Annotated in this window: 17 protein-coding genes; 9 read left to right on the forward strand and 8 right to left on the reverse strand. The window is 47.0% G+C overall.

The features are described 5' to 3' along the window. Position 1: 1 nt before the first annotated feature. The 5 genes from ACHKAR_RS13085 to ACHKAR_RS13105 all read right to left on the reverse strand — a co-directional run bounded on the left by ACHKAR_RS13085 (position 2) and on the right by ACHKAR_RS13105 (position 4,117). On the reverse strand, positions 2-406 hold the full coding sequence (locus tag ACHKAR_RS13085) for an ATP-binding cassette domain-containing protein (RefSeq protein WP_395417722.1): 405 nt from the start codon (positions 404-406) through the stop codon (positions 2-4). Next, positions 403-1,293 carry an HlyD family secretion protein gene (locus tag ACHKAR_RS13090; protein ID WP_395417723.1) on the reverse strand — a complete coding sequence of 297 codons (891 nt, stop codon included), beginning with the start codon at positions 1,291-1,293 and terminating at the stop codon, positions 403-405. Before ACHKAR_RS13090 ends, ACHKAR_RS13085 begins: the two co-directional genes overlap by 4 nt. Beyond that, positions 1,290-2,579 carry a TolC family protein gene (locus ACHKAR_RS13095; RefSeq protein ID WP_395417724.1) on the reverse strand — a complete coding sequence of 430 codons (1,290 nt, stop codon included), beginning with the start codon at positions 2,577-2,579 and terminating at the stop codon, positions 1,290-1,292. Before ACHKAR_RS13095 ends, ACHKAR_RS13090 begins: the two co-directional genes overlap by 4 nt. A gap of 11 nt (positions 2,580-2,590) precedes the next feature. After that, the gene (locus ACHKAR_RS13100) at positions 2,591-3,193 is read right to left on the reverse strand and encodes a TetR/AcrR family transcriptional regulator (RefSeq protein WP_395417725.1); all 603 of its coding nucleotides are present in this window, start codon (positions 3,191-3,193) and stop codon (positions 2,591-2,593) included. Between the two features lie 120 nt (positions 3,194-3,313). Next, a complete protein-coding gene (locus tag ACHKAR_RS13105; RefSeq protein WP_395417726.1) occupies positions 3,314-4,117 on the reverse strand; it encodes a M57 family metalloprotease in 804 nt (267 codons plus the stop codon). Positions 4,118-4,436: 319 nt separating this feature from the next. Here ACHKAR_RS13105 and ACHKAR_RS13110 point away from each other — a divergent pair, with 319 nt between their 5' ends. Next, positions 4,437-5,537 carry a lactonase family protein gene (locus tag ACHKAR_RS13110; RefSeq protein ID WP_395417727.1) on the forward strand — a complete coding sequence of 367 codons (1,101 nt, stop codon included), beginning with the start codon at positions 4,437-4,439 and terminating at the stop codon, positions 5,535-5,537. On the opposite strand, the gene ACHKAR_RS13115 is transcribed toward ACHKAR_RS13110, so the two are convergent. From ACHKAR_RS13115 to ACHKAR_RS13125, 3 genes are read right to left on the reverse strand one after another with little or no spacing between them, the layout of a single operon-like run. After that, complete coding sequence (locus ACHKAR_RS13115) at positions 5,538-6,338, reverse strand: DnaJ domain-containing protein (protein WP_395417728.1); 801 nt, start codon at positions 6,336-6,338, stop codon at positions 5,538-5,540. 55 nt (positions 6,339-6,393) lie between these two features. Next, positions 6,394-6,681: a hypothetical protein gene (locus tag ACHKAR_RS13120; protein WP_395417729.1), complete on the reverse strand. Its 288-nt coding sequence runs from the start codon at positions 6,679-6,681 to the stop codon at positions 6,394-6,396. 60 nt (positions 6,682-6,741) lie between these two features. Continuing rightward, on the reverse strand, positions 6,742-7,551 hold the full coding sequence (locus tag ACHKAR_RS13125) for an alpha/beta hydrolase (RefSeq protein ID WP_395417730.1): 810 nt from the start codon (positions 7,549-7,551) through the stop codon (positions 6,742-6,744). Positions 7,552-7,769: 218 nt separating this feature from the next. On the opposite strand from ACHKAR_RS13125, the gene ACHKAR_RS13130 reads away from it, so the two are divergent. The 8 genes from ACHKAR_RS13130 to dnaN all read left to right on the forward strand — a co-directional run bounded on the left by ACHKAR_RS13130 (position 7,770) and on the right by dnaN (position 15,352). Further along, the gene (locus ACHKAR_RS13130; protein WP_395417731.1) at positions 7,770-8,555 is read left to right on the forward strand and encodes a hypothetical protein; all 786 of its coding nucleotides are present in this window, start codon (positions 7,770-7,772) and stop codon (positions 8,553-8,555) included. Positions 8,556-8,622: 67 nt separating this feature from the next. Beyond that, positions 8,623-9,093: a nuclear transport factor 2 family protein gene (locus ACHKAR_RS13135; protein ID WP_395417732.1), complete on the forward strand. Its 471-nt coding sequence runs from the start codon at positions 8,623-8,625 to the stop codon at positions 9,091-9,093. An 88-nt stretch (positions 9,094-9,181) separates the two neighbouring features. Beyond that, positions 9,182-9,883, forward strand: coding sequence for an SDR family oxidoreductase (locus tag ACHKAR_RS13140; protein ID WP_159584854.1), 702 nt, complete (start codon positions 9,182-9,184; stop codon positions 9,881-9,883). Positions 9,884-9,888: 5 nt separating this feature from the next. Beyond that, positions 9,889-10,797, forward strand: a complete 909-nt coding sequence (locus tag ACHKAR_RS13145; protein WP_395417733.1) for an ATP-binding cassette domain-containing protein — start codon at positions 9,889-9,891, stop codon at positions 10,795-10,797. After that, a complete protein-coding gene (gene gldF, locus ACHKAR_RS13150; protein ID WP_395417734.1) occupies positions 10,794-11,519 on the forward strand; it encodes a gliding motility-associated ABC transporter permease subunit GldF in 726 nt (241 codons plus the stop codon). Before ACHKAR_RS13145 ends, gldF begins: the two co-directional genes overlap by 4 nt. After that, positions 11,516-13,198, forward strand: coding sequence for a gliding motility-associated ABC transporter substrate-binding protein GldG (gene gldG, locus ACHKAR_RS13155; protein ID WP_395417735.1), 1,683 nt, complete (start codon positions 11,516-11,518; stop codon positions 13,196-13,198). Before gldF ends, gldG begins: the two co-directional genes overlap by 4 nt. Before the next feature lies 1 nt (position 13,199). Beyond that, entirely contained in the window at positions 13,200-14,102 is a 903-nt protein-coding gene (locus ACHKAR_RS13160) for a hypothetical protein (RefSeq protein ID WP_395417736.1), read from the forward strand. A gap of 125 nt (positions 14,103-14,227) precedes the next feature. Next, complete coding sequence (gene dnaN / locus ACHKAR_RS13165; protein ID WP_159584849.1) at positions 14,228-15,352, forward strand: DNA polymerase III subunit beta; 1,125 nt, start codon at positions 14,228-14,230, stop codon at positions 15,350-15,352. Positions 15,353-15,415 lie beyond the last annotated feature (63 nt).

The following is a 15,415-nucleotide window of genomic DNA, read 5'->3' on the forward strand; positions in this document are numbered from 1 at the left end:
CTCAGGACAGGGCCCCGGCCCGGCGGTGTTTGAATGGTTCAATCTGCTGGTAGATGTCCTTTACCAGGTGGTAGTTTGCTTCAATGGTGGTCTCGTAAATACTGGCAAAGAGGTTCAGGTTTTCTTCTACCGAGAGATCCTGATAAAGCGAAAACTGCCCCGGCATATAACCTATCTTTTGTCTCAGGGCCTTGTATTCCGTTTGGGGATTCAGGCCCAGTACGCTCACCTCTCCTGCGGTGGCAGTGAGGAGGCTGGTGAGGATGCGGATCATGGTAGTTTTACCCGCACCATCGGGCCCTATGAGTCCATAGAGTTCCCCTTGAGCCACTTCCAGGCTCACTTCTTTCAGAGCGGTTACTTTTCCGAAATCTTTTTTCAGATGGTTGATGGTGATGGCTTTCATAAGACGAAGGTTACGTCCACAGGCATCCCGATTTTCAGGCTACCATCGTTTTTCATTTCCAGTTTTACGGCATACACCAGATTGACACGCTCGGCTTTCGTCTGAATGGACTTGGGGGTGAACTCTGCCCGGTCAGAAATCCAGATGATTGTGCCATCGTAGACAATATTCCCCTCTGTACCGTCGATGGAAACCTTTGCCTGGCCGCCGAGCTTTATGGACGACAGTTGATCCCCTGTGATGAATATTCGGGCTTCCATGCGCTCCAGGTTGGCAAGCTTGGCCACTGGCTGGCCGGGCATCACCATTTCACCCGGTTCTTTGAATTTCTGAAGTACCGTGCCACTGATGGGGGATTTGATGGCACTCCTGGTGATCTGATCCTCCAACTGCAGCAATTGCCAGTTGAGGGGTTTGATTTCCGACAGAATACTTCTATTGGTGGTGGATAGCTGACTTTCCAGGGCTTCGCTTTGTCGGGTGATCACCTCCAGTTCACCGGAGAGGTCGTCGAGTTGCTTTTGGGTGGCAGCTCCGGCTTCCAGCAGATTCTTTACACGTTGCACTTCACGCCGGAGCAGCTGTTCCTTTTTTTGATACACCTCCAGCTGAATGGGTATGTTTTGAAGCTTTTCTCTGAGGGCAGAGATCATGGCTTCAGTTTGGCCTTTTTTCAGGTAAAGCTGCGTGGTGTCTACGGTGAGTATGATTTGGTTTTCTTCCAAAAGACTGCCTTCCCGGATGGAGGATTGAATGATTTTTCCACCAACTTCGGCTGACACAAAAACTTCTGTGGCTTCCAGGTTGCCATAGGCATCTGGTGTTTGATCTGTGGAGGAGCAGGACAGTGTGAAGGCTCCCAGGAGTAATATGCTTAGTTTTTTCATGGTATGTTTCCGGATATGGTCAATAGTTCTACACCCATTTGTGCGAGGGCTATGGAGTGTATAGATAAGTTCATTTTCAGCTGTGCCTGCTCGTGAAGTGTGGTGAGCAGGTCAGTAGAGGAGCGGGTGCCATTTTCATATTGTTTTTCGGCTTCAGCTACAATTTCGTTTTGCATTTGCAGGATTTGTTCATCCAGCACAATGGTGGCTTTCATTTGCTCGATTTCCGATTGCTTTTTGATCAGGTCATTGTTGATCTGACGAAGAAAGTTTTCCTGTTCGGTCAAAGTCATTTCCTGGGAGATCAGGAGTATTTCCTTTTGGTATTTGGAGGCCCCCCAGTCCAATCCCCAGGTGAGTCGTGCACCCACGAGGTAGTAGCTGTTCCAATCAGTGTGGTAGAAGTTGAGCGGATTCGGCTGTGCATACCCTACATTGGCAAACCCATAGAGCTTGGGGATATTTTTCGTGGAGGTTAGGTCGGCCATGGCCGATAGCTTTTCATTTCTGGTGGCGAAAAGTAAGAGCTCCGGCCTGTCAATGGATTCGAAGCTTTGATTCTCGACTGGGCTGGGTAGTTCCAGTTGCTCTGCACTGATTTCCCGATTGATCCAGGTGGATAGAATGGACAGTGTTGCGGCCTTGGCATGACTCACCTGCACCAGTTGCTGGCTCACTTTCAGTTGTTCTTTTGCCAGTTCGTTCAGCTCGCTTTTGAGGAGCACACCATTGTTGAAGGCCGCGCGTGCGGCGCTGGTTTTGTTTTCAAACTCTGCCAGCAAACTGATGAGCACGGCCTCCTGCTGATGAAGCCGGAGGCTCCCGAAGTAGAGTTCGTTGATGATATTTCTGATTTGATAAAGGGAAACATCCAGTTCATTTTGCTTCACTTGCTCATCCAGAGCCTCAATGGCTTTTGAGGCTTTGGAGACTCCACCATCGAAAATTTTTTGCTTCACTTGCAGTGACATGTTGTACTGATCTCGAGGGATCGTAGGAAAATCCACGCCTGGAATACGAGCGGGTAGCCCAAACACATCCGATTGGTAGGAGGCAGAAGCCTCCAGGGTTACTCTGGGAAGGTTGTGGGTGTTTTGTATGAGCTGGTTCAGACTATTGATGGAGCTGAGGTAGATTTCCTTTTGTTTGAGAGGGCTCAGGTCTTCAGCCATTTCGTAGCAAGAGTATACTGTCACAGACTGACCCTCAGCGACAGTGGAGGCGAGGAGCATGAGTGAGAGTATTCCTGGTTTAATTGTTTGGTTTAACCTTTTGGTTAATTTCATGACAAATTTTTTTATGGTCTTAATGCATTCATGATAAATTTGGGAACTTCGGTTCTTCTGGCTTCCATGATCTTTTGAAATTCCTCTTCTGAGACGCCAAAGATGCCAGTGAACATATGGCCAGCGGCGAAGGGGAATACCATCATAGAAACAAAATTGAGCATAAACTGTGGTGCAGTAATCGGGCGAATATTTCCTTTCGCCACTTCTTCATCTATCTGGCGCTGAATGACCGATAGGTCTATCAATCCTCCAATATTTAGGGCTTGTATAAGCTTCAGGGGGCCTCTTCTGAGCTCCGTGAGAATAAAAAGAGGCATTTCTCTATGTTCGGAGAGGAAGTCCACATACTTATCGGCCATTTGATACACCTTGGCTTCCAGGGGGAGGTCGCTGGTGAATAACTGCAGCATCTTTGGAATAAATGCTTTGATGATCCCTTCGAAGACTGCTTTGAATAGCAGCTCTTTGCTGCGATAGTAGTAATGCAGGAGCGCCTTGTTGATGCCGGCTTTATCCGCAATTTCCTGCATGCGGGCTCCGGCCATCCCTTTGACCATGAAGACATCTTTGGCGGCTTCTTTGATTTTGTACTCGGCAGTTTCCTGTGTCATACTGCAAATATACGGGAATATGGAAATAAAGTTAACCGTTTGGTTAATTTTTTTGAGTACACTAAAAAACTCATGACCTTTCGATCATGAGTTTTCTGAAAAATAAATATGAGAACTGAATTAATACAAATAGTCCAGGGCTACCTGGTCGTTGCTGGTGAATGGCCGGTCACCTTCGGGAGTCCCACAGGCCAGCATCCATGAGTTTGCATCCGGACCGGTAGGGGTACCAGGGATGTGATTGGCACCTACACCGCCATCTCCTTCGTTGTCCGGTACTCCACCGCAGCTATAGCTTCTGTCCATATAGTCGGTGTGTCGCATGCCGATGCAATGACCCATTTCATGAGCAATGGTAGTCGCCAGTCCATTGATATTGCTCACATTGTCATAATAGGCACGTGTCATCAGAATGGTGTGATAGGGGTTACCATTTTCCGGGAATCCGGCCGACCCCAAAATGCCTAGGAAACGATAATACCAGGGAGAGGCCTTGATGGTAATGTCTGCACCTGAGGAGCTGGTGACCCGCTGAAAGGTGAGGTTAAGGCTTTCCGCATTGTATCTGGCATTGGCAATGTCAGTAGCATCTTTGTACTTCTGAGGCATGTCTACAAATACGTTGATGGTACGCGGATTGCCAGCCACCAGGTTGTCAGTGCTATACTGTTCCTCCGTAGGGATTCGTTGTCCGGGTTTCATTTGATCAAGTTTCGATACCGGAATGGCAATGTCTCCTTCGATGAAGAGGGTGCCATCGTACATGCGCACTTCGTTGGCATTGAAGCCGAGGGCATCTACTTTGTCGAGTATTTCATTGGGGACATCTTCCAGTTGTGGTTGCTCTGGAGTGTTCTGATCCTGGCAGGAGGCCAGCAGGAGTAGCAAGAGCGCATAGGCGCTGATTTTAAGATAGTTTTTCATGATTGTTTTGAATTAGGTTTAAAAGGATAATTTAAGAAACATCATTTTCAATTGAAAGAAATCAGGCATAAAAGATGTGTGTGCTAAATACATGTGATTCGCTCAGGATTTCATCCGAGTTCAGAACCAGAAGGTCGCAGTAATGCAGTTTCGTGATTTGGTCAGGAGCTTCTTAGTTGATTAATATGCCATTTTTGCATTTACCGGCACACGAGCCGTTTGCGAACAGAAAAAGTCAATAGGAGATCATGTTTTTTCTTTTCATTATCCTGCCTGAATTTGAAGAGCATGCGTAAATTGACGAACCAAAACTTTTAAAATGATGAATTTTCGACACCTGACCGCCCTGCTATTGGGCATTTTTGTTCTTTCCTGCACTCAAAAAAGCACTAAAATGGATTTGCTGATTGGCACCTATACCGACCAGACAAGTGAGGGGATTTATAAAGTCTCCTTTGATCCTCAGACTGGGGAGCTTTCGGATTTGCAGTTGGCTGTAGAGGCGGCTAGCCCATCTTATCTGTCCATTAGCCCGGATCATAAATATGTGTACGCTGTAGGGGAGCGCGGAGATGGTGCTGTGGTGTCCTATGCCTGGGGCAAGGATGGGCTGCAGCGGATCAATCAGGTGTCGTCCATGGGGATCAATCCCTGCTATGTGGACTTCAGCGCTGACAAGAAACTGGTGGCAGTGGCTAACTATTCTTCTGGTAACGGAGCGGTGTATGCTGTGGCCGAGGATGGCAGTATAGTAGGGGAGCCCTCTACTTATCAGCATGAAGGTGTTGGGCTGGACTCTGCCAACAGGCAGGAAGCTGCTCACGCACATTGTGCGCTATTCTCCAAAGACAGTCGTTTCGTCTATGTGGTGGATTTGGGGATCGATCAGGTGGTGGGTTACCCGGTAGTGGATGGAGCCATAGGGGAGGGTTTTACAGCTTTGCAACTTACTCCGGGCGATGGCCCTAGGCATATGGTATTTCACCCGACTAAGAACCTGGCTTTTTTAATCAATGAGCTTTCGAACAGTGTGATTTCCATTGATGTGGATACTGAGACAGGTAGGCTTACGGAAATAGATCGGGCTAATACAGTACCTGAAGATTTTACGGAGCATAGTCAATGCGCCGATATTCACCTGTCCAGCGATGGCAAATTCCTGTATGGATCCAACAGAGGGCATGACAGCATTGCCATTTTCTCAGTAGGCGAAAGTGGTGAGTTGGAGCGCATAGGTGTGGAGTCTGTACAAGGTAAATGGCCCAGAAATTTCACACTTTCTCCAGACGAAAAGTTTCTTTTGGTGGCCAACAAAGACACAGATAACATTACCGTGTTTTCCAGAGATCCCAAAACCGGATTACTCTCTTATACCGATCAGGAGATTGAAGTTTCACGGCCCGTTTGCCTGAAGTTCTGATTAGTCCAGAAGGAGTATCCAGAGCTGAATCATAAAAAAAGCCAACAGAAAGAGCGCCAGTGTGAGCTTGGGATCCAGGGAGGTGACTGCATATCGGTAAAGTGCCAGAAAAAGAAGTATAGCAGGAATCAGGAATCCGAACACTCTGTAGATACTATAAATCTGCTCGTGTCTTTCTTCATTTCCTGCGATACTGATGTAGGCAGCGATAGGCGTGTGGAACAGTCTGGTGGTGACTACACGACCTGTAGGCCCCAGATCCTTGAGGGTGGTTACTTCGCCCCTGTCAAAAAGCATGGTGACGGTTTCAAAATGAATTTCGTCATAGCGGTAGGTCTTTTTGCTATGGCGTCCTGACTCGTATACTCTGTAGATACTCAATATTTCCTGAGTTTCTTCCTTTTTGGGGAGGATATAGTCCACAATAAGAACCACATTTGTCAGGAAAATGAGGAGCGCAACCACGTTGAAGCCCTTGAGAATTTTGACAATCATTTCCTGCTGCATTCGCTCTTGCTCTTTGGCTTTCTGCCAGGCCCTGCGGCGGGCTTCCTTGCGCCATTGGTCATACTCTGATACGTAAGGGTTGTAGTTATAGGAGACCGTTTCCTGATGTGGAGTGGGACCTACTTTGGTGAGGAAATTATAGGCTTCATTGATTTCAATAAACTTCTCCTTGGCGTTGGGATCCTTACTGATGTCTGGGTGGTGTATTTTGGAGAGCCGTCTGTAGGCAGCCTTTACTTCCGCCTTGGTGGCGCCGGGCTGGAGTCCCAGCGTATCGAGGTATTCGTTTTTCACCCGGAAAAATTAGGGAAAGTAGAGGACAAAATACCCAAGCGGGATAACATGGGGGTTAAAGAAATAGCAATGAAAACAGAATGAGCCCCGTTGCCACTGAACCTGCTAGCACCAGCTTTCTGATTCTTGAGGTTCGTAGGTTGTCAGCCAACAGTTGATTTCTGAGCTGCTTCATATAAGCTTTGGAGGCTTGATTGTACTGGGGAGCTTTTCTTTTTTTTGGTTTGGTCAGGTAGGCCTCTCTGTCAAAATTGTTGTAGACCCCTGTTTCATTGCTTTTAACTAGCGCCCTATTACCCCTTGTGGAGTTGATCATGTCTTTGATGAATCCTGATCCTATCATGATACGATTAATCGTGAAAAAGGGGTGTTAGGTTGCTTTTAAGTCAATTAGACTAAAAATCTATTCTCCGTTAACAATTCGCTTCACCTCGTTCAGGAGCAGCGGAAACGCCGGGTAGGTCATGCCGTGCCCGTAACCATCCATCTCATACAAGATGGTTTGCTGATGGCCGGCCACCTTCATCATGCGCATCATGTAGGCATTCTCCTCATATCTCCCGAGCATTTCCAGCTCCCGGTCACCGGTGATGAGCAGCAAGGGGGGAGCATCTGCCCGTACATGATAAAGAGGGGCCAACTCATCCACGATCGCCTGATGTCCGGGGATGCCACGTTCTTCACGTATGGTGAAATGCGTGATGGTATGACCACTGAAAGGAATGAGTCCGGCAATGTCATTGGCGTCTATCCCGTAGGCCTGCAGGTATTTCTTGTCCAGTCCTACCATACTGGCCAGGTATCCCCCGGCAGAGTGTCCGGAGACAAAAATTTTTGACGGATCTCCACCGTACTGTTCAATGTTTTTAAACACCCAGGCTACTGCCGCGGCAGCATCCTCTATGCAGGTGGCAGCCCTGACCTTCGGGCTGAGCCGATAGTTGACACCCACGATGGCGATGTTTTTTTGTTGGAGAGCTTCCGGTAACTCCTTATTCCCTCCGGTGAGCCCTCCGCCATGAAACCAGATGACCGTGGCAAATCCACTGGAGGCAGGGTGATAGAGGTCCAGGACACATCGCTCCGAAATGTAAGGATCACTGTTCCGCTCCGTTTGATTTCTATAGGGGAGGTTGGTCAGGGTGGTGTATTCCTGTGCAAGGCATGCCAGGCTGCAAAATAGGAGAAGGAAGGAGGTAAGCGATCGGTTCATAATTGTATGGTCACTCTGGTTGGAATGAAAAATAGCATTTTGATGAGTCGTGAAACTAGCATTTTCAGGGGTTGATGCCAAATCAAAAGGAAGTTGGTTGAGGGGGTGAACGATAGGCATAGGGCTGTGATTCGGGTTATGAGCTTCGGAGAGATTTAGCTAGTTTAGTGCTGTTCGCTGGCTGAGGGGATACACCACATTCGCAAAATCACATTGAAATGGAAGAAGACAAGAAATTATTTACTCAAAAGGGGATTTCCATAGCCACTTTTTTGGGCGGCCCACTCGCCGCTGGCTATCTGGTTCGACAGAACTTTCGGGCTCTGGGAAAGGAGACAGAGGCGCTGATTTCGATCATTCTTGGTATACTATTGACTGCTGCTACTTTTATCCCGTTGTTCATGCTACCAGAGGATATCGTTGATAAAATCCCCAATCAATTAATTCCGGCTATTTACACGCTGATAATTTATGGGGTTGTGGAGCTAGTTCAGGGAAAAGATTTAAAAAGATACAAGGAGGAGGAAAGACAATTTGAATCTAACTGGAAAGCCACAGGCATTGGATTACTCTGGATGCTGGTGTTGGTAGGTGTTTTCGCTGTTTATATTTTCACCTCCCCGGAAATGTCTGCTGAAGTCGACTCGGAGATCCATCGAAAAATGGAGCAAATAGCTATTAATGAAGATAAGGCATTAAAAATTTATCGAATGGATCCGAATACCGTATCCAGAGAAGACCTTATCAGGGTAGTTGAGGACGAGGGAATCTTTTATTGGAATACAAACCTTCAACTCCTGGAAGAAATACAACATTACGAGTTGGAAGAATCGTATGTCAGGTATGTAAGGAAGTTGATGGAGTATACCAGGATCAGACTGGCAACCTACGTTCTAATTAAGAAATCTATTGATGAAGGAACCAACAAGTATAATACCGAGATCGAAAGCAAAAACACGGAGATTGAGAGATTGCTTCAGGAGATTGATCAAATGTCCTTATGAAGGCCCCTATCATGCTGATTTATAGGCGATTGTTCTGCTTTTTTGGCGATTTAAGTTGAGATAAATTATGAAAATATATTTGAAAATACTGGTCTATATAGCCTTTTTGGTTTCGTTATCGATGCATCAAGTGACTGCTCAGAATGTCACAAAAGCACATATGGACTCGCTGGATGCCATGGTGATTGAATATTATGATTTAAACATCAAAGTATTTCAGGCCAATTCGACTGTCGAGGATATTGACAAGGTGTTTGAACTTTTTGCAGATGACTTTACCTATGTTCATCCAAAATACGGAGGGGTCTACACACGAGAGGATTTATATAACGGATATGTAAGGAATCAAGAAAATGGAGGCTACAACGGGGATGTTACCGATATAAAAATACTTAATAAAATCATCGGGCTGAATGCTGTCACCGTTTACAGAATATTTGTAGAGAAAGATGAGGCTGGCGTTAAGGATGGTGAGCCAGCCATGACTCTTTTTGAATTCAGTGACGGCAAGATCTCCCGCATATTCGAATATTGGTAGGTTGCTCCTAAAACAGAAATGCCCCCCGACTGTTTCAGATAAGAATAAAAACCAACAATATTGCGTTTAGTTAAAATCAAACAGGAGAATGGAGCATTTGAAGGGTAAGAGAGCCATAGTGACAGGAGTGAGTAAAGGAATAGGATTGGAAATGGCCCGGCAGCTACTGGATGCAGGCGTGGAGGTAGCCGGCTGGAGCAGGTCTCAGCCGGAGCTGATGGATGACCACTTTCATTTTATAGAAACTGATGTGGCGGATTTTGATTCGGTGGCCAGTGCCTATCGGGAGTCCGTTTCCCGCATGGGGTCAGAGATTCACATCCTCATCAATAACGCCGGGTATGGGGTGATGGGGCCCGTGGACGAACTGAATGTGGAAGACTGGAAAGGAATGTTTGATGTGAATGTACACGGCCTGATGTACTGTACCAAAATGGTGGTGCCCCAAATGAAAAAGATGGATCAGGGCCATATCGTCAATATCAGCTCGATTGCCGGTCTTAATGGCGTGAAAAACATGAGCGGTTATGTAGCCACCAAGCACGCAGTGCGCGGGTTTGGCCACTCCCTGATGATGGAGCTGCGGGACTGGGGCATCAAAGTCACCAATGTTTATCCGGGGAGCATCAAGACCGGATTCTTCGATCAGATAGATTCCATAGCCGCCAATGACAACATGATGCGCCCGGAAGACGTAGCTAAGTCGGTGATTGATCTTTTAAATACACATCCTAATTATCTTCCTGTAGATTTGGAACTCAGACCACTCAGACCAAAAGGCAAGCAGTAAAATCTATGGCCGTATCTATCCAGCATTTAACAAAAGTCTTCGGGACACAGCGGGCAGTCAGCGATATTTCTTTCGAAGCTGAAAAGGGGCGAATTACCGGCTTTTTGGGTCCTAATGGTGCAGGAAAGTCCACCACCATGAAAATGGCCACCGGGTATATCCGGCCTACAGCTGGTCAGGTGCTGATAGAAGGGCTGGATGTGACAGATCACCCCCTGCAAACCAAGGCACTCACCGGCTATTTGCCGGAGCACAACCCCCTGTATCTGGATATGTATGTCAGGGAGTTTTTGCGATTCATAGCCAGTGCTTATGGACTGAAAAGCGCAGGCAAGCGGGTGGACGAAATGATTGAGCTCGTGGGACTGCAGCGGGAGCGAGGCAAGCGACTCAGTGCCCTTTCGAAGGGGTATCGCCAACGAGTGGGCTTGGCCAAAGCCTTGATTCACAACCCCAAAGTACTTATTCTGGATGAGCCCACATCGGGCCTCGATCCCAATCAGATTTTGGAAATTCGTCAGGTGATCAAAGACATTAGTGTGGACAAAACGGTGATCCTTTCCACCCACATCATGCAGGAGGTGGAGGCCATATGCGACCATGTGGTGATCATCGATCGTGGTGAGCTGGTGGCCAATGATCAGCTATCTGTGCTCAAAGAAGGGCTCAATCATACCAATGGAATAATCATCGAATTTGAGCAACCCGTAGATCAGAGTGTGTTTATACGAGCCGGTTTCGAACCTCAGCCTTTTGGGGCCAGCGCCTATTTGATTGAGTCTGATCGCTCAGACCTGAGGGCGGAGCTCCTTCGGCTCACCTCCGAAAATGACTTGCCGTTGGTGAGCCTCACCAAATCACAGCAGTCACTGGAAGAAATTTTTCATCGCTTAACGCAAAAGACGGAAGCATGATCAGCATTTTTTTAAAAGAAGTCAATGAATTTCTGGACTCCCTGATTGCCTATGTGGTTATCGGGGTTTTTCTCATAGGAATCGGCCTGCTTATGTGGGTATTTCCGGATACCAATGTGCTCGACTATGGCTATGCCAGCATGGAGCCGCTCTTTAGCCTGGGGCCATACATGTTTATGTTTTTGATCCCAGCCATCACCATGAAATCTTTTGCCGAAGAGAAGCGCTCCGGAACCATTGAGCTTTTGCAGACGCTGCCCTTCAGGGATTCTCAGATCATTATGGGAAAATTCCTTGCCGGATTTTTTCTAGTCCTGTTTTCGGTGCTGCCCACCATCATCTATTACTACTCGCTGAGTTATCTCAGCAACCCGGTTGGCAACCTGGATACACCAGGAATCATCGGCTCCTATATAGGCCTAGTGTTTCTGGGAGGTGTCTTCACGGCCATAGGCATCCTGGCCTCAGCCCTTACGGGAAACCAGATTGTTTCCTTCATTTTGGCGGCTTTTCTGTGTTTCTTTTTTTATGCCGGATTTGATGCCGTAGCGGAGATCAACCTCTGGGCAGACTGGTCCTATTACATCGCTGATTTGGGCATTATGGCGCATTATACGTCTATCAGTCGCGGTTTGCTGGATTTTAAGGATGTTGTCTATTTCGGGAGCCTGATGGCTCTGATGTTGCTATTTACACAATTAACCCTGGGATTCGGAAAATGAGGAAAAGTGGTTACAGATTGGGTTTGTGGTTGCACCTGGGCATAGGGGTACTGATTATTGTCTTGCTTTTTCAGATAGCAGATCGCTATCGATTTCGCCTGGATATGACTGAGGAAAACCGGTACAGTATTTCTGATCCTACCAGAAACCTACTAAAAAGATTGGATGCAGATGTGATTGTGGAGGTATACCTGGCGGGGGAGCTACCGGCTAATTTCATTCGTTTTCAAAAGTCGATCCGTGAATTGCTGGAGGAGTTCGCCATTTATACGGATGTGAATTTTGATGTGAAATTCGTGGACCCGGGAGAAGCAGCGAGCACCCGTGCCCGCAACCAGTATTTCCAGGGATTGATCAATCAGGGCCTGCAGCCTACCAATCTTAATTATACCATCGATGGCAAGAGCACTCAGAAACTGATCTTTCCGGGAGCGATTATTTCCTACGGCGGCCGGGAACTCGCTCTTAATCTGCTGAAAGGTAACAGGGCCAGTGGGCCGGAAGAGATTATCAACCAGTCCATCGAGGGACTGGAGTATGAGTTTGCCAATGCCCTGCAGCAGTTGGCTGGGACTGGCCGCAAAAGGGTGGGGCTGATTACCGGTCACAACGAGCCGGATACCAGTCAGTTGGCCGGATTGAATAACCTCGTTCTTACCAAATATGATTTGTTTAGGGTGAACCTGCCCACTCGCACCACGCCGATTACTGGTTATGATTTGCTGCTGGTGACCAAGCCTACCACTGCATTTTCTGACCGGGAGAAGTATCTACTGGATCAGTTTGTGATGAAGGGTGGAAGCGTTGCTTTCTTTCTGGATGCCCTAAGTGTAAATATGGACAGTGCAGCAGGTGATGGCACGGTGGCCATTCCATATGATACCCGTTTGGCGGATTTACTTTTCAAATATGGGGTGCGCATCAATCAAAACTATGTAGCCGACCTCAACTGTGGTGACTTTCCGGTGGTGGCAGGAAACCTGGGCGATCAGGCCCAAATACGCATGCTGCCCTGGCCGTACTTCCCCATCATTACCAACTATGGCAAACATCCTGTGGTGAAAAACATGGACGCGGTGATGATTCGCTTTGCTTCTACGATTGACACGGTGAAAGCCGTGGGTGTGGAGAAGATTCCCTTGCTGATGACTTCTGCCCATAGTAAAGTGATGGGTGCGCCGGTCACTGTGAGTTTCAATGACCTGCAGTCTGACCTGATGCCTGAGAAATTTCAAAGTGGGCCACGAACCGTGGGCTATTTACTGGAAGGAACGTTTACCTCGCTCTATAAAAATCGGTTTCCACCTCAAGGATTCAAAAAGGAAGAGATGGTAGAAGATGGGGTGAAAAACAAAGTGGTGGTCATTGCAGATGGAGACCTGGTACGCAATGAGCTGAGCCTGGAAGATGGCAAGCCGCTGCCTTTGGGAGTGGAACCCTATAGTCAGAAGACCTATGCCAATGAGGCCATGCTTATGAACCTGATAGACTATCTGGTGGACGAGGACGGGCTGGTGGAGACCCGGGCCAAAGAGGTGAAGATTCGCCCGTTGGACAAAGTGAAAGTGAAGCAGGAACGTACCAAATGGCAGGTCATCAATCTGGTGATTCCCATCGTGCTGCTGTTGCTTTTTGGGGTGCTCAAGATGATTTGGAGAAAACGCAGAAACAAGTACTAACATGACAACACATAATCGTAATCTGTTGGTGATTTTTATGGGACTGCTGCTGGTCAATGTCTTGTTTTTCTTTTTGGGAAGCCAGCGAACGGGTGTCTCTTTTGACGAAAACAAATTCATACTGGCAGATACTGCGGGAATAAGCAATATCCAGATCGGTGAGGGAGTGGCATTATCCAAAAACACGGGAAAATGGCGTGTGAATGATCAATATCCTGCTGACCCGTCTGTTCGGCAGCTGCTCTTTTCCATCCTGACGAGGGTGAAAGTGAAGAAACCAGTGGATATAGAGCCCGAAGAAGGTATTGAAGTAGCTGTAGGGGGGGCGAACCCGTTGAATTTCAGGGTTTGGGGAAATCCTACCAAGACCAAGACCTATTTTGCACTGACCGGAAGTGAGGAGGTTTATGAGGTACACATCCCTGGATACAATGAGTACCTGGGGGGACTTTTCGAGCTGAAGCCTGCCCAATGGCGCGATCGCCTGGTGGTGGATGCCAGTTGGAGGACAATTCAAAAACTGACTTTGGATTATCAACAGTCAGATGACTCGGATTTTACCATCAATTTCGACAAGGACTTCTTTGTAGTAGAGGACATTGCCCCCATTGACTCCAATGCAGTGGTCAACTATCTCAACCTGTTTCAACTCTTTCAGACCAACGAATGGTTGAGTGCCGGTCGGTTTGAAAAATACGACAGTCTCGCTAAAATGCCACCACTTGCTACCCTCACCATTGAGGCCATCAATCAGGAGGCACCTGTGGTTATAGACATTTTTCCGAAGTTATCCGGAGATCGCTTTTATCTGCTAATGACCTATGAAGGATCCATGCTGGTGGTAGATGACAGGCGAATGAAGGAGATTTTATTGAAAAAGGAGGATTTTAAGTATAAAAAATAGGACCCAGACCACATTGAGGGACCATTCAATCGAAAGATTATTATTAGGGAAACCAATTCTCCGGTATATTTTTTTCCAATGACAATTTCGGGTTAAATTTGACGCCCAATTGAAATCGTGAATCCATGAAATTTATAGTATCATCATCTTATCTGCTTAAGCAACTTTCTGCCATCAATGGTGTGATCACAACTAATCCCGTGGTGCCTATTCTTGAGAATTTTCTTTTTGAAATCACAGATGGTACTTTGACGATCACTGCATCTGATCTTCAGACAAGCATGATCACTGAGCTGGAAGTGGAAGCTAAGGAGAATGGAAGTATTGCCATTCCTGCCAAGATTCTTTTGGAGACACTCAGAAACTTGCCTGAGCAGCCGGTGACCTTTTCCATCGATGCGGATACTTATAGCATAGAGATCAATTCGGATAACGGTAGATACAAGCTAAGTGGCGAGAACGCAACGGACTTCCCAAAGATTCCTACAGTGTCTGATGGGTATGCGGTGAATATGTCATCGGGCGTACTGGCCCAGGCCATCAACAGCACCATCTATGCCACCAGCAATGATGAACTAAGACCTGCAATGACAGGGGTATACATCAAACTGGATGAGACCAATACCACCTTTGTGGCTACGGACAGTCACCGACTGATCAGATACCGACGAGTGGATATTGCCTCTGATATGGCGCACAATATGATCATTCCAAGGAAGGCCCTGACGCTTTTGAAGTCTACACTTCCTTCTGAAAATACCAACGTTAACCTTGAGTTTAACGCTTCTAATGCATTCTTCAGCTTCAACAATGTGAAGATGATATGCCGACTGATCGATGAGCGATTCCCGGATTACGAGAACGTGATTCCTTCAGACAATGAGAATGCGATGAACATCAACAAGAGTGAGCTCCTGAGCTCTCTGAAGCGGATTGCCATTTACGCCAATAAGACCACTCATCAGGTGCGGTTGAAGATCACAGGTAGTGAATTGTTGATCTCTGCTGAGGATTTGGACTTCTCCAACGAAGCCAGTGAGCGGTTGTCTTGTGAGCATGACGGAGAGGATATTGAGATTGGCTTCAATGCCAAGTTTTTGATCGAAATGCTCAACAATATGGACGCGGAAGAGATCACCTTGAAACTCAACGCACCCAACAGAGCAGGTATTATTCTACCTGTAGAGAAAGACGAAAACGAAGACATTCTTTTGCTGGTGATGCCAGTGATGCTGAACAACTACGTGTAAGTAGATTCGGTCAACTTTATAAAAAAGGGGCTCCTGAAAATTTTCAGGAGCCCCTTTTGTGTT

The sequence above is a fragment of the Marinoscillum luteum genome (assembly GCF_044005705.1).
GTDB classification, from domain to species: domain Bacteria; phylum Bacteroidota; class Bacteroidia; order Cytophagales; family Cyclobacteriaceae; genus Marinoscillum; species Marinoscillum luteum.